Annotated in this window: 10 protein-coding genes; 8 read left to right on the forward strand and 2 right to left on the reverse strand. The window is 68.8% G+C overall.

The window, feature by feature from the left end:
- Positions 1-4 precede the first annotated feature (4 nt).
- Genes BMX43_RS04905 through BMX43_RS04930 form a run of 6 tightly spaced genes read left to right on the forward strand, consistent with a single transcriptional unit; the run spans position 5 to position 8849 of the window.
- The gene (locus BMX43_RS04905) at positions 5-1516 is read left to right on the forward strand and encodes a GMC family oxidoreductase (protein WP_091297861.1); all 1512 of its coding nucleotides are present in this window, start codon (positions 5-7) and stop codon (positions 1514-1516) included.
- The gene (locus BMX43_RS04910) at positions 1513-2889 is read left to right on the forward strand and encodes an amidohydrolase family protein (protein ID WP_091297865.1); all 1377 of its coding nucleotides are present in this window, start codon (positions 1513-1515) and stop codon (positions 2887-2889) included. Before BMX43_RS04905 ends, BMX43_RS04910 begins: the two co-directional genes overlap by 4 nt.
- Positions 2886-3737: a (2Fe-2S)-binding protein gene (locus tag BMX43_RS04915; RefSeq protein ID WP_091297868.1), complete on the forward strand. Its 852-nt coding sequence runs from the start codon at positions 2886-2888 to the stop codon at positions 3735-3737. Before BMX43_RS04910 ends, BMX43_RS04915 begins: the two co-directional genes overlap by 4 nt.
- On the forward strand, positions 3737-6889 hold the full coding sequence (locus BMX43_RS04920) for a molybdopterin cofactor-binding domain-containing protein (RefSeq protein ID WP_091297871.1): 3153 nt from the start codon (positions 3737-3739) through the stop codon (positions 6887-6889). Before BMX43_RS04915 ends, BMX43_RS04920 begins: the two co-directional genes overlap by 1 nt.
- Positions 6886-7350, forward strand: coding sequence for a (2Fe-2S)-binding protein (locus BMX43_RS04925; protein WP_091297875.1), 465 nt, complete (start codon positions 6886-6888; stop codon positions 7348-7350). The genes BMX43_RS04920 and BMX43_RS04925 overlap by 4 nt, the downstream gene beginning before the upstream one ends.
- Complete coding sequence (locus BMX43_RS04930; protein WP_091297878.1) at positions 7350-8849, forward strand: aldehyde dehydrogenase family protein; 1500 nt, start codon at positions 7350-7352, stop codon at positions 8847-8849. The genes BMX43_RS04925 and BMX43_RS04930 overlap by 1 nt, the downstream gene beginning before the upstream one ends.
- Positions 8850-9112: 263 nt before the next feature.
- On the opposite strand, the gene exaC is transcribed toward BMX43_RS04930, so the two are convergent.
- Both exaC and BMX43_RS04940 read right to left on the reverse strand, forming a co-directional pair.
- Positions 9113-10630 carry an acetaldehyde dehydrogenase ExaC gene (gene exaC / locus BMX43_RS04935; RefSeq protein ID WP_091297881.1) on the reverse strand — a complete coding sequence of 506 codons (1518 nt, stop codon included), beginning with the start codon at positions 10628-10630 and terminating at the stop codon, positions 9113-9115.
- A gap of 136 nt (positions 10631-10766) precedes the next feature.
- Entirely contained in the window at positions 10767-11723 is a 957-nt protein-coding gene (locus tag BMX43_RS04940) for a GAF domain-containing protein (protein ID WP_342711184.1), read from the reverse strand.
- A gap of 204 nt (positions 11724-11927) precedes the next feature.
- Between BMX43_RS04940 and BMX43_RS04945 the strand changes: the two genes are divergently transcribed.
- Together BMX43_RS04945 and modA are read left to right on the forward strand one after the other, a co-directional pair.
- Entirely contained in the window at positions 11928-12302 is a 375-nt protein-coding gene (locus BMX43_RS04945) for a winged helix-turn-helix domain-containing protein (RefSeq protein WP_091297887.1), read from the forward strand.
- A 62-nt stretch (positions 12303-12364) separates the two neighbouring features.
- A complete protein-coding gene (gene modA / locus BMX43_RS04950; RefSeq protein WP_091297890.1) occupies positions 12365-13111 on the forward strand; it encodes a molybdate ABC transporter substrate-binding protein in 747 nt (248 codons plus the stop codon).
- Positions 13112-13114: the final 3 nt, after the last annotated feature.

A 13114-nucleotide genomic window follows, 5' to 3' on the forward strand; every position in this document is an offset into this window, starting at 1 on the left:
GGGCATGGACAGCTTCGATTTCATCGTGATCGGGTCCGGCTCGGGGGGCGCTGCCGTCGCGCGGCGCCTGTCCGACGCCGGGGCCGAGGTCGCGGTGGTCGAAGCCGGGGCCGACCCGGCGGGCGATCCGCGCATCGCCGATCCGGCGCAATGGTTCGGGCTGCAACAGGGGGACTGGGATTGGGGCCACAGCTACCGCCCGTCCGACCGGCTGCTGGGCCGCGCCGTGCCGATCCCGCGCGGGCGGGCGCTGGGGGGATCTTCGGCCACCAATGCGATGATGTGGTATCGCGGCACCCCCGCCGATTATGCCCGCTGGGACGCCGTGGCGCCCGGCTGGGGCTGGGAGGATTGCCTGCCCGCCTTCCGCGCCTGCGAGGATTGGGCGGGCGGCGCCACCCCGCTGCGCGGTGCAGGCGGGCCGCTGAAGATCAGCCGCGCCGCATGGGGCCATCCGCTGACCCGCGCGATGATCCAGGGCGGCATTTCCATGGGCCTGCCGCTGGTGTCAGACCCCAACGGGCCCGCGCCGGAATGTGTCGGTCTGGCCAATTTCAACATCGCAGACGGGCGGCGCTGGACCTCGGCCGACGGCTATCTGCGGGGCGCGGCGCTGACGCTGCTGACCGAAACCCGCGCGCTGGAGCTGCTGTTCACCGGCGACCGCGCAACCGGGCTGCGCGTGGCCCATGCCGGGGCCGAACGCGGCCTCACCGCCCGCAAGGGCCTGATCCTGGCCGCCGGTGCGCTGGAAACCCCACGCCTGTTGATGCTGTCGGGCATCGGGCCCGAAGCGGAGCTGGCCCGCCTTGGCCTGTCCTGCCGCCTGCGCGCCGAAGGCGTGGGCCAGAACCTGCAAGACCACCCTTTGCTGCGCGCGCTGAACTTCCGCGCCCGCCACCCGCTTGGCCCGGTGGTGGGCAATGGCGGCGGCACGCTGACCATCTGGAAATCCGACCCCGCGCTGCCTCAGGCCGATCTGCTGGCCTTCCCGATTCAGGGCCGATCCGCCGTGCCAACGCTGGCCGATCACTATGACCTGAGCGGCGATCTGTTTGCCATCGGTCTGGGGGTGATGCGGTCCCATTCCCGCGGCTGGCTGCGGCTGACCGGCCCCGGCCCCGATGCCCCGCTGGAGATCGAGCCGAACCTGCTGGCCGATCCGCGCGATCTGGCGGCGCTGCTGCGCGGGGTCGAATTCCTGCAAGCCATGGCGCTGACCCCCGCCTTCGCCGATCTGTTCGCCGGTTTTGCCGCCCCCGACGCGCGACTGGACCGCGCGGGCCTTGAGACCTTCGTGCGCCGCGCCTGCTCCACCTTCTTTCACTGCTGCGGCACGGCGCGGATGGGCGCCGATGCCGATGCGGTCTGCTCGCCCCGGCTGGCGGTGAACGGGGCACACGGGCTCTGGATCGCCGACGCCTCGGTCATCCCCGAAATCCCGGCCTGTCACACCCACGCCCCCGTCACCATGATCGGCGAACGCGCCGCGACGTTCATTCTGGAGGACGCATGACACCTGATCTGATCCTGACCGCCGATGCCGTGGTGACCATGGATGCCACGCTGACAGTGATCCCGCAGGGCGCCGTGGCGCTCACCGGCGGCACCATCGCCGCCGTCGGCCCCGCCGCCGATCTGCTGGCCGCCCATCCCGGCGTGAAGGTCAAGGCGATGGGCCGCGCCGTGCTGATGCCCGGCCTGATCAATGCGCACGCCCATTCCGGTTTCCTGCGCGGCACCGCCGAACATCTGCCGGTCTGGGATTGGCTGACGCAGCACATCAACCCCATGCACCGGATGCTGCGCGCCGAAGAGGCCGAGGCAGCCAGTTACCTCTGCTATGCCGAAAGCCTGCTGTCGGGCACCACCACCGTGGTGGACATGTGGCGCTTCATGGAAGGCTCTGCCCGCGCGGCCGAGGTGCTGGGCAACCGGCTGGTCGCCGTGCCCTATGTCGGCGAACATCCGGATTACGATTATTTCGACCGGCTCGACATGAACGAGGCGCTGATTGACGCGTGGAACGGCGGCGCATGCGGGCGCGTCTCGGTCTGGGTCGGGCTGGAACACCTGTTCTACGCCGACGAGGCCGGGCAGGCCCGTGCCATCGACATGGCCAAGAAATACAATGTGCCCTTCCACACCCATTGCTCCGAAGCCGAGATCGAGGTGGCGGAATTCCTCACCCGCTATGGCAAGAAACCCATGCAGGTCTTTGCCGATATTGGGTTTTTCGAAACGCCGCTGACCATGTTCGCCCATGCCGTCTGGCTGGATCCCGAAGAGGTGGCGCTGATCGCCCGCCACCGCGTCTCGGTCGCGCATAACCCGGTGTCGAACATGAAACTCGCCTCAGGCATCGCCCCGGTGGCCGAGATGCTGGCGCTGGGCGTGCCTGTCGGCCTTGGCACCGATGGCGAGAAGGAAAACAACAATTTCGACATGTTCGAGGAAATGAAGGCCGCCAGCCTGCTGGGCAAGCTGCGCCACCGCGACGCCGCGGCGATGGACAGTTGGACCTGCCTGCGCATGGCCACCAGCCTTGGGGCTGCGGCCATCGGGCAGGCCGACCGCATTGGCAGCCTGGAGCCCGGCAAGCGCGCCGACATCATCGCCGTCCGGGCAGACACGCCACGCCTCACGCCGTTCTTTGCCGAAGGGCCGTGGTTCAACCTGCAACACAACCTTGTTCACGCCGTGCGCGGGTCCGACGTGGCGATGACCATGGTCGATGGGCAGATCGTGGTCGAGGACGGCAAGCTGAAAACCGGCGACATGGCCGAAATCATCGACCGCATCCACCGGCTGGCACCGGGCCATTTCACCCGCCGCGCCGACTGGCTAGCGGCCAATGGCGGCGGCACCAAGCAATGGACGGACCAATGAAGACCACCGATCCCGTCGCGCTGAACCAGTGGTATGCCGTGGCCACGCTGGCCGATCTGGGCGCCACGCCGATCCGCACCCGGCTGCTGGGACAAGAGATCGAGATCACGCGTGGGCCACATGGCCCCGAGGTGCGCGAGGCGGGCAACCCCGCCCCCCTGCCGGTGCGCGAGAAATTCCTCTGCCTGTGGACAAGCCTCGGCACGCCCGAGGCCGAGATCTTCGACATCGCCGAAAGCCATGACCCCACCCGCCGCGTGGTGCCCTGTGGCTGGGTGACGATGCGCGCCAGCGGGCTGCGCGTGGTGGAAAACTTTCTCGACATGGCGCATTTCCCCTTTGTCCATACCGACATCCTCGGCTCCGAACCCCATACCGAGGTGCCGCAGTATACCTCGGAAATCCGCCGCGACGTGGATGAGGTCTGGGCGACCAACTGCCGCTTCTTTCAGCCGCAAATGACCGCCAGCCGCCCGGAAGGCGAGTTTGCGCAACTGATCTACCGCGTGCCACAACCCTTCGTTGTGATGCTGTATCGTCAGGTGCCCGACACGCTCGGGCTGCAGGATGCCATCGCCCTGTTCATCCACCCGCTGGAGCAAGACCTCTGCCGCGCGCAGCCGGTGATGTGGCTGACCGACCAGACCGCCAGCCACACCGCGCTGCTGCGCTTTGAACAGGTGATCTTCCTGCAGGATCGCATCATCGTGGAAAACCAGCGCCCGCTGCTGTTGCCGCTGGAGCCGCGGTCGGAAATCCCGACGCGGGCCGACAGTTCCTCGGTCGCCTATCGGCGCTGGCTGAAGGAAAAGGGCCTGCGCTTTGGCACCACGGCGGGGGCGGCGTGATGCGGATCCTGCGCCCCGCGACCCTGACCGAGGCACTGGCCGCGCTGCGCGATCCGGCGGCGGCGGCGGCGGCGGTGGCCGGGGGCACGGCGCATCAGTTGCAATGGTCGCAGGGCAAGCCCCGGCCCGAGCTTCTGGTGGAGATCGGCCCCTTGCTGCCTGCCGGGATCCTCCCCGATTATTCTGCGAATAATCGCCTGCCGCCACCGGGCGCGACCCCTTCCGATTTTTCGCAGAAAAATCGCGCGGGCAGCCTGATCCGCATCGGCGCGGCCACCACTTTGGACGCGCTGCACCACGCCAATCTGCCCTTGCTGTCGCAGGCCGCCGCCGATGTGGCCGCCCCCGGCATCCGGCGGCTGGCCACGCTGGGCGGCAGCATCGGCTGGGGCGCGGGCTGCCTGCTGCCCGCGCTGCTGGCGCTTGACGCCCAGCTGGACACGACCGGCGGCCCTGTCGCACTGGCAGACTGGCTAACCGCCCCCTCCGGCCTGATCCTTGCTATCGAACTTGCCGCGCCGCCGCCCACGGCCCACCTCGTCTGGCGCAAGATCGGGCTGCGCGCCGGGTTCAGCCCGGCAATCCTGACGCTGGCCGCCGTGATGACACGGACCGAGGGGCGCATCGCCACGCTGTCGCTCGCCGTCGGCGGGGGCATCGTGCCGCCGCAGCGCCTGACCACCGCCGAGGCGCAACTGATCGGCACCCCGCCCAACGCCGCCGCCATCGAAGCCGCCGTGGCCGCCGCCTTCAGCCCGCCCGCCTGCCCCCTGCGCAGCGCGTCTTTCCGCCGCCGTGTTGCCGCGCGGGCACTGGCGCAGGGCCTTGCCCCCCGGGCCGCAGCACCGCCGCAGCCGCGCCTGCACCTCGCCAGCACCACCCCGCCGCTGCCCCCGCTGACCCGCCACAGCCCGCGCTGGCACAACCGCCCCGACATGGAAACGAAAGTGGCAGGCACCCTGCCCTACCTGACCGACACCCGCCGCCCCGACATGCTGGTGGGCCGCATCCTGCGCGCCGCCCATCCCCATGCCCGCATCCTTGCCATCGACACCGCGGCCGCCGAGGCGCTGCCCGGCGTCGCCGCCGTGGTGACGCATCGCGATGTGCCCGGCCTCAACGCCTTTGGCATCCTGTTCCCCGATCAGCCCGCCCTCTGCCACGACAAGGTGCGCCACCTTGGCGATCCCGTCGCCGCCGTCGCCGCGTGCGATGACGCCACCGCCGAGGCCGCGCTTGCCCTGATCCGTGTCACCTATGCCCCACTGCCCGTCGTGACCGACGCCGAGGCCGCCCTCGCCCCCGAAGCCCCGCCGATCCATGACAACTGCAACCTGATCACCGATCTGGGCCTGACGCGCGGCGATCCCGACGCCGCCTTTGCCACCGCCGCCCATGTGGTGGAAGACATTTATGTCACCCCCCGCCAGATGCACGGCTTCCTGGAAACCGAAGGCGGCCATGCCGAACTGCTGCCCGATGGCACGTTGCTGGTGGCCGTCGGCGGCCAGCATGGCGCGCGTGATCGCAGCCAGTTGGCCCGCATCCTGAACCGCCCCGAACGCAGCATCCGCGTCATCACCAGCCCCACCGGCGGCGCCTTCGGCGGCAAGGACGAGCTGACCGTGCAACCCGCCCTTGCCCTGCTGGCGCTGAAGGCGGGCGCGCCTGTGCGGTTGCAGTTGTCGCGCGCCGAATCCGTGCGGGCCGGGATCAAGCGCAACCCGATGCGCCTGCATCTTCGCAGCGCCTGCGATGCCGAAGGCCGCCTTCTGGCGCAGGAGGTGACGGTGATCGCCGATGCCGGCGCCTATGCCTCGCTGTCGCCCGGCGTGCTGGAAACCGCGATGGAACATGCGGCGGGGCCCTATGTCATCCCGAACATCCGCACGCGCGGGCGGCTGGCCTATACCAACAACGGCATCTGTGGCGCCTTCCGGGGCTTTGGTGCCAATCAGATGGCCTATGCGGTGGAATGTCAGATCGACCGGCTGGCCGCCGCCTGCGGGCTGGATCCGGCAGAAATGCGGCGGCGCAACCTGCGCATCCCCGGCAGCCCCGGCTTTCTGGGCCAGCGCGTGGCGCCCTCGGAACGGCTGGCCGAGATGCTTACGGCGGCGGCGGGCAGCCCCCTCTGGCAGCCCGTCACCGATGATGGCGAATGGATCACCGGCACCGGCATGGCGCTGATGTGGCAGGGCAACGGGCTGGGCACCCTGCCGACGGACGAGGCCGAAGGCACGCTGCGCCTTACCCCCGATGGCGCGGTGGAGGTGCTGTGCGGGCTGGACGAGATGGGGCAAGGCCTGCTGGCCGCGTTGCAGGCCAGCGTGGCCGACCGGCTGGGCATCGCCCGCGCCGATGTGCGCCCGGTCACCGGCGATACCGGCTGCACGCCCGACAGCGGGTCCACCACCGCATCGCGCGGCGGCTATGTCGTCTGGACCATCGCGCAGAACACCGCGCCGGGGTTCACCGCGCAACTGCTGGCCGGGGCCGCCCGGCTGACCGGCCTGCCGCCCGAGGCGTTGCGCCTTGTGCCCGGCGGCGTGGCCGAGATCGCGCGCAACCTGCCCGACCCCTTGGTCCGCTTCGCCGATCTGGCCCATGCCCTGCACCCGCAGGGCCTGCCCGTCGAGACCACCGCCTTCGCCTTCCCGAAAACCGAATACACCAAGGGCAATGCCCGCTTCATCTTTTGCGCCGGGGCCACCGTTGCCCGCGTGGCCGCCAGCCGCGTGACCGGCGCGCTGCGTGTCACCGATCTGCATCTGCACACCGCCGCAGGCCCGGTGATCGACCTTGCCGCCTATCTGGGCCAGATGGAGGGTGGCGCGGTGCAGGGTCTTGGCTTCACGCTCAGCGAAGACATCCTGATGCAGGGCGGGCGGATGCTGACCGCGAACCTCGACACCTACGCCATGCCCACCATCCTTGATGCGCCAGACCGGATGCAGATCACCGCGCTGGAAACGCTGGATGCGGGCGATCCCTACGGGCCACGCGGCGCGGGCGAGTTGGGCATCGGCGGCGTCACCCCGGCGATCTGCAATGCCGTGGCCGATGCGCTGGGGCGCTGGCCCACGGTGACGCCGATCCCGCCCGAAACCATCCTGACCTTTGCCGAGACCGCCCGGGGGGCCACCCCATGATCCGCTTCACCCTCAACGGCACCCCGGTCAGCATCGCGGCCCCCCCGGATCGCAGCCTCGCCACAATCCTGCGCGAGGATCTGGGCCAGACCGGCAGCAAGATCGGCTGCGCCATCGGCCGCTGCGGCGCCTGCATGGTGCTGCTGGACGGGCAGGCGATGAATGGCTGCCTGCTCATGGCCTGGCAGGTGGCGGGGCGGCAGATCACCACCATCGAAGGCATCGCCAGCCACCCGGCAGGCGCCGCCCTGCTGCGTGGGCTGACCGAGGAAAACGCCTTCCAATGCGGCTATTGCGCCCCCGGCATGGTGATCGCACTGGCGGGCCTGCTGGCCACCACGCCTGCCGCCGATGCCGAAACCATCAAGGCCGCGCTGACCGGCAACCTGTGCCGCTGCACCGGCTATCACTCCATCCTGCGCGGCGCCTTGCGTGCCGTGGCCCTGCTGAAAGACGCCTGATGCCCGCATCCCTGCCCCCCCAAACCCCGCAAACCGCAGGCGCCCGGGCCTTCCTTGCCACCGGGCCAAAATGCCTGCTGATCAATAGCGCATGGGTCGCCACCACCAGCCATTTCCCCAGCCATGATCCCGCCACCGGCGCCCCCCTGGCCCAGATTGCCCGCGCCGGTCAGGCCGAGGCCGAGGCCGCCGTCGCCGCCGCGACCGAGGCCTTGCACCGTGCCGACTGGGCCGGGATGCTGCCCACCGCCCGCGCCGCCCTGCTGTGGCGCATCGCCGATCTGATCGAGACCCATGCCGACGAACTGGCCGAACTGGAGGTGCTGGATCAGGGCAAGACCTACCGCACGGCCCGCTTTGCCGAAATCCCCGGCGCCATCGCGCAATTCCGCTATTACGCCGGTTACGCCACCAAGATCACCGGCGAAACGATCCAACCCTCGATCGGCTATCAGCCCGCCGGGAAACAGCTTTTCGCCTATACACGGCGCGAACCCATCGGCGTGGTCGCGGCGATCACGCCGTGGAACTCGCCCCTGCTGATGGCCGCAATGAAGCTGGCCCCGGCGCTGTGTGCGGGTTGCACGGTGATCCTGAAACCGGCCGAGGAAACCCCGCTCACCGCGCTGCGTCTGGGCGAGTTGCTGCTGGAGGCCGGGTTGCCGCGCGGTGTGGTCAACATCCTCACCGGCTTCGGGGCCGAGGTCGGCGCGGCACTGGCCGCCCATCCGGGCGTGGCCAAGGTGGCCTTCACCGGCTCGACCGAGGTGGGGCGCCTGCTGCTGGACGCCGCGCGCGGCAACCTGAAGAAGCTGACGCTGGAGCTGGGCGGCAAATCGCCCGCGCTGGTGCTGGCCGATGCCGATCTGGCGCTGGCGATCCCCGGTATCGCGCGCGGCATCTTCGCCAATTCCGGGCAGGTCTGCGTCGCGGGCAGCCGCGTCTATGTCCATCGCAGCCGGTATGACGCGCTGGTGGAAGGTCTGGCAGCCGAGGCTGGCAAGCTGCGGCTCGGGCATGGGCTGAACCCGGCGTCCGACCTTGGCCCGCTGGTCAGCCCCGCGCAGGCCACCCGCGTGGCCGCCTATATCACCGAAGGCCGCGCGCAGGGGGCCGAGGTTGTTGCGGGCGGCAGCCATGACGGCGCCTTTCACGCGCCCACCGTGCTGACCAACACCCGCCCCGAGATGCGCCTGATGCGCGAAGAGATCTTTGGCCCGGTGACCGCCATCACCCCGTTTGACGATCTGGATGAAGCGCTGGCCCTGGCCAATGACAGCGCTTTCGGCCTCGCCGCCAGTGTCTGGACCGAAAGCCTGACGCTGGCCCATCGCGCCTCTGCCGCGCTGCGGGCGGGCACGGTCTGGGTCAACTGCCACTCTTATTTTTCGCCCGAACTGCCCAAGGGCGGATGGAAGCAAAGCGGCTGGGGCACCGAAAACGGCGCGCAGGGGTTGGAAAATTACCTGGAAACCAAGACCGTCTGCATGGTGATCTGAGCCCCCAAAACAAAACGCCCGCCTTCGCCCGGGAGGTGGGGCAAGACGGGCGTCACCCCGGCCCAAGCCTGCCGGGAATACTGCCGGTGTCGGAGAACGGGGGTGCGGGGAGGCACCGGAGTCCGGCAGGTCGCAGAGACAGAAGACACCATGGGCACCGACTAACAACTCAGCCAAGGCGGGCACAAAGCCCCTCTTGCCCTTCATCTTGGAAAAAATATCCTCGGGGGGTCCGGGGGGCAGAAAGCCCCCCGGCCTTGACCTTAGAAGAAGCCGAGCTTGTTCGGGTTGTAGCTCACCAGCAGGTTCTTGGTTTCCTGATAGTGGTCCAGCATCATCTTGTGGGTCTCGCGGCCCATGCCCGACTGCTTGTAGCCACCGAAGGCCGCACCCGCCGGGTAGGCGTGGTAGCAGTTGGTCCAGACCCGGCCCGCTTCGATGCCACGACCGGCGCGGTAAGCCTGGTTCATGTCCCGGCTCCACACCCCGGCGCCCAGACCGAACACGGTGTCATTGGCGATTTCCAGCGCCTCTTCCATCGTCTTGAAGGTGGTCACCGACACGACCGGCCCGAAGATTTCTTCCTGGAAGACCCGCATCTTGTTGTGGCCTTCAAAGATCGTCGGCTGGATGTAGAACCCGTTGGCCAGATCGCCGCCAAAGTGGTTGGCCGACCCGCCGGTCAGGATGTTCGCGCCTTCCGCCCGACCGATTTCCAGATAGCTGGAGATCTTGTCGAACTGCTGCTTGCTGGCCTGTGCGCCGACCATGGTGTTGGTCGCCCGCGGGTCGCCCGCCACGATCGCCTCGACGCGCTTCAGCGCCCGTTCCATGAAGCGGTCATAGATCGATTCCTGCACCAGCGCGCGCGATGGGCAGGTGCAGACCTCGCCCTGGTTCAGCGCGAACAGGGTGAACCCTTCCAGCGCCTTGTCGAGATATTCGTCATCCTCGTTCATCACGTCGGCGAAGAACACGTTCGGCGATTTGCCGCCCAGTTCCAGCGTGATGTTGGTCAGGTTGTCGGCGGCGGCCTTCATGATGGCCTTGCCGACGGGGGTGGAGCCGGTGAAGGCGATCTTGGCGATGCGCTTGCTCGAGGCCAGCGGCGCGCCAGCTTCCAGCCCGGTGCCGTTGACGATGTTCAGCACGCCCGGCGGCAGCAGGTCTTCGATGAAGCCCAGCAGGAACAGGATCGAGGCCGGGGTCTGTTCGGCCGGTTTCAGCACCACGCAGTTGCCTGCCGCCAGCGCCGGGGCCAGTTTCCACGCCGCCATCAGGATCGGGAAGTTCCACGGGATGATCTGGCCGACAACGCCCAGCGGCTCGTGGAAGTGATAGGCCACGGTGTCATTGTCGATCTGCCCGATCGAGCCTTCCTGCGCGCGGATGCAGCCCGCGAAGTAACGGAAGTGATCCACGGCCAGCGGGATGTCGGCGGCCAGCGTCTCGCGCAGCGGCTTGCCGTTGTCCCAGGTTTCGGCGATGGCGATGGCTTCCAGGTTCTGCTCGATCCGGTCGGCGATCTTCAGCAGGATGTTGGAGCGTTCGGTGACCGAGGTCGTGCCCCAACGCTGACGCACGGCATGGGCGGCATCCAGCGCGGCTTCGATATCGGCGGCGTCGGACCGGGCGACTTCGCACACAACCTGGCCGGTCACCGGCGAGATATTGTCCATGTAACGGCCGGATTTCGGCGCAACCCACTGGCCGCCGATATAGTTGTCATAACGTGCCTTGAACGGCGCTGCCGTCAGGTCGAAGGTTTCGAGCTTGGTCATTGGGGTTCCTCCTCTGCTGGCCGCCTCCACGCGACCGATGCAACGAAGGTGGACGACAGGCCCGAGTCGGTCACTGGGGGGGCAAGCGGTCACCGGGCCGACCTGTCTCAGATCTGCGACAGTCCGGCGCGCGATCTCAGCTCAGCCGCGCGCCCAGCTTGCGGTGGAAGGTCGCGCGGCTGATCCCCAGATCGCGCGCCGCCGCAGACACGTTGCCGCCCGCCCGCGCCAGGGCCCGTGCCATCACCGCGCGCTCGCCTTCTTCCAGCGTGCTGGCCGAGGCGATGCCCAGCAGATCGGCGGCGGGCACCGGGCGGCTGGTCAGATCGCCCTTCAGCCCGAAATGCGCCCGTGCCGCCCGTGTGGCGCCGATCACCAACTCGTCGGCATCCACCGCCAGCAAGGCCCCCGCACCCCGGTCCAGCCCCGGCACGATCATCAGCCGCGCCTCGGGATAGGCGGCGCGGAACAGATCCGATTCGATGCGCCGCGCCGTATCGCTGACGGAATGGCTGATCAGTGCCGCCACGCCCTCGCTCAGATCCGGCTTGGCCGAGGACACATCCAGTACCGCCACCAGCGCGCCTTCGGCATCATGCACCGGCGCGCTCATGCAGCTCAGCGCGGTATTGGCCGACAGGAAATGCTGGTCGCGGTGGATGGTGACGGCGCGCCCCTCGGCCAGACAGGTGCCGATGCCATTGGTGCCCGCCGCCGCTTCCGACCACAGCGTGCCGGTCCACAGCCCCATCGCCTCGAAATCCGCATCCTCGCCGGAATTGCCGCGCCGCTCCATCGGCACACCGTTGCGATCCGCCAGAATCACGCAGGCGCCCAAACCGCCCACCGCCTGAAACAGCCGGTCCAGACTGGGCCGCGCCGTGTTCAGCATCGGCTCCAGCGCCTCGCGCAACTGCGCAAACTCCGTCCCGGTCAGCCGGTCGCCCGGATGGCGCCGCGCCGGTTCCAGCCCATGCAGCCGCCACGACCGGCTCCAGCTTGCCACGATGGCCGACCGGGCCGCCTCGCCCGCCGCCAGTGCCGCCTCCACAAAGGCCTGATGCGACCGTGCATCCTTCGCCATGAAAATCATCTGCGCTTCCCTCCTGAGCCGGTGGGGGCGCACCCCGGCCCGGCCTGACAGATCTACCCCCGTCCCCCCGACCGCGACACCCTCCTTTGGTCGCAGCCAGCGATATTTCCGTCAGGAAATATCGCCCAACACCGCCGCGCTGGCAATGATCCGAAGGTCGTGCGCCCCCTTGCGCCCCCGCCCGCCTGCGCCGATGATCCGGCCATGACAGACACCCCGCCCCCTCCCGTGCTGCATCTGCGGCTGATCTTCCCCGACCGCGCCATGTTCGGCCCCGGCAAGGGGGAATTGCTGGCGCTGATCCGCGACACCGGCTCCATCTCTGCCGCAGGCCGCCAGATGGGGATGAGCTACAAGCGCGCCTGGTCGCTGGTCGAGGAAATGAACACCGCCTGCCGCAGCCCGCTGGTGGAAAGCGCGCGTGGCGGCGCAGGCGGCGGCGGGGCCAGGCTGACCGAGGTCGGGATGCAGGCCCTGGCCGCCTATCAGGCGCTGGTCGAAGCCGCGCGCAGCGCAGGCGCCCCCCATATTGCCACACTGGAAGCCCTGCTCGCCCCCGATATGTCCGCCGGAAAATAGCGCTTGCCAGAGGCACCCCACCGCGCATTATATCCGTCGAAACATATCGACCGGAGCCCCCGATGCGCCCGCTGCTGTTCGCCGCCGCCCTCGCCCTGCTGCCCGCCGCTGCCAGCGCGGCAGAGATCACCGTCTTCGCCGCCGCCTCGCTGAAAACCGCGCTGGATCGCATCGCCGCCGACTGGCAGGCGCAAACCGGCCATAGCGCGGTGATCTCCTATGACGGCTCCTCCAAACTCGCCAAACAGATCCAGTCCGGGGCGCCCGCCGATCTGTTCCTCTCCGCCGCCGAAAACTGGATGGATGTGCTGGAGGCCGACAAGCTGCTGGTCGAAGGCTCCCGCCGCGATCTGCTGGGCAATACCCTTGTCCTCATTGGCCATGGCCCCAGCACCCCGATAACGCTGGATGCCAGGACCGACCTGAAAGGCCTGCTGGGCGGCGGCAAGCTGGCCATGGCGCTGGTCGAATCCGTGCCCGCCGGGCAATATGGCAAAGAGGCGCTGACCACGCTTGGGCTGTGGGACAGTGTGGCGGCAGATGTGGCGCAGGCCGACAATGTGCGCGCCGCCCTGAAACTGGTGGCGCTGGACGAGGCCCCCTTCGGCATCGTCTATGCCTCTGACGCCGTGGCCGAACCCACCGTCAGCGTCGCCGCCACCTTCCCCGCCTCCAGCCACACCCCCATCACCTACCCCGCCGCCCTGATTGCCCCCGCCCGCCCCGAAGCGCAGGCCTTCCTCGATTTCCTCTCGACGCAGGCCGCCGTTACAGTGTTTGAAGGGCAGGGATTCACCGTGATGAAATGAGAC

Source organism: Gemmobacter aquatilis, assembly GCF_900110025.1.
Lineage (GTDB): Bacteria > Pseudomonadota > Alphaproteobacteria > Rhodobacterales > Rhodobacteraceae > Gemmobacter > Gemmobacter aquatilis.

Excerpts from the sequence above, each read along its gene's own strand:
- BMX43_RS04905 (WP_091297861.1), top strand. The coding sequence starts at position 5 with ATGGACAGCTTCGATTTCATCGTGATCGGGTCCGGCTCGGGGGGCGCT.
- BMX43_RS04910 (WP_091297865.1), top strand. The coding sequence starts at position 1,513 with ATGACACCTGATCTGATCCTGACCGCCGATGCCGTGGTGACCATGGAT.
- BMX43_RS04915 (WP_091297868.1), top strand. The coding sequence starts at position 2,886 with ATGAAGACCACCGATCCCGTCGCGCTGAACCAGTGGTATGCCGTGGCC.
- BMX43_RS04920 (WP_091297871.1), top strand. The coding sequence starts at position 3,737 with ATGCGGATCCTGCGCCCCGCGACCCTGACCGAGGCACTGGCCGCGCTG.
- BMX43_RS04925 (WP_091297875.1), top strand. The coding sequence starts at position 6,886 with ATGATCCGCTTCACCCTCAACGGCACCCCGGTCAGCATCGCGGCCCCC.
- BMX43_RS04930 (WP_091297878.1), top strand. The coding sequence starts at position 7,350 with ATGCCCGCATCCCTGCCCCCCCAAACCCCGCAAACCGCAGGCGCCCGG.
- exaC (WP_091297881.1), bottom strand. The coding sequence starts at position 10,630 with ATGACCAAGCTCGAAACCTTCGACCTGACGGCAGCGCCGTTCAAGGCA.
- BMX43_RS04940 (WP_342711184.1), bottom strand. The coding sequence starts at position 11,723 with ATGATTTTCATGGCGAAGGATGCACGGTCGCATCAGGCCTTTGTGGAG.
- BMX43_RS04945 (WP_091297887.1), top strand. The coding sequence starts at position 11,928 with ATGACAGACACCCCGCCCCCTCCCGTGCTGCATCTGCGGCTGATCTTC.
- modA (WP_091297890.1), top strand. The coding sequence starts at position 12,365 with ATGCGCCCGCTGCTGTTCGCCGCCGCCCTCGCCCTGCTGCCCGCCGCT.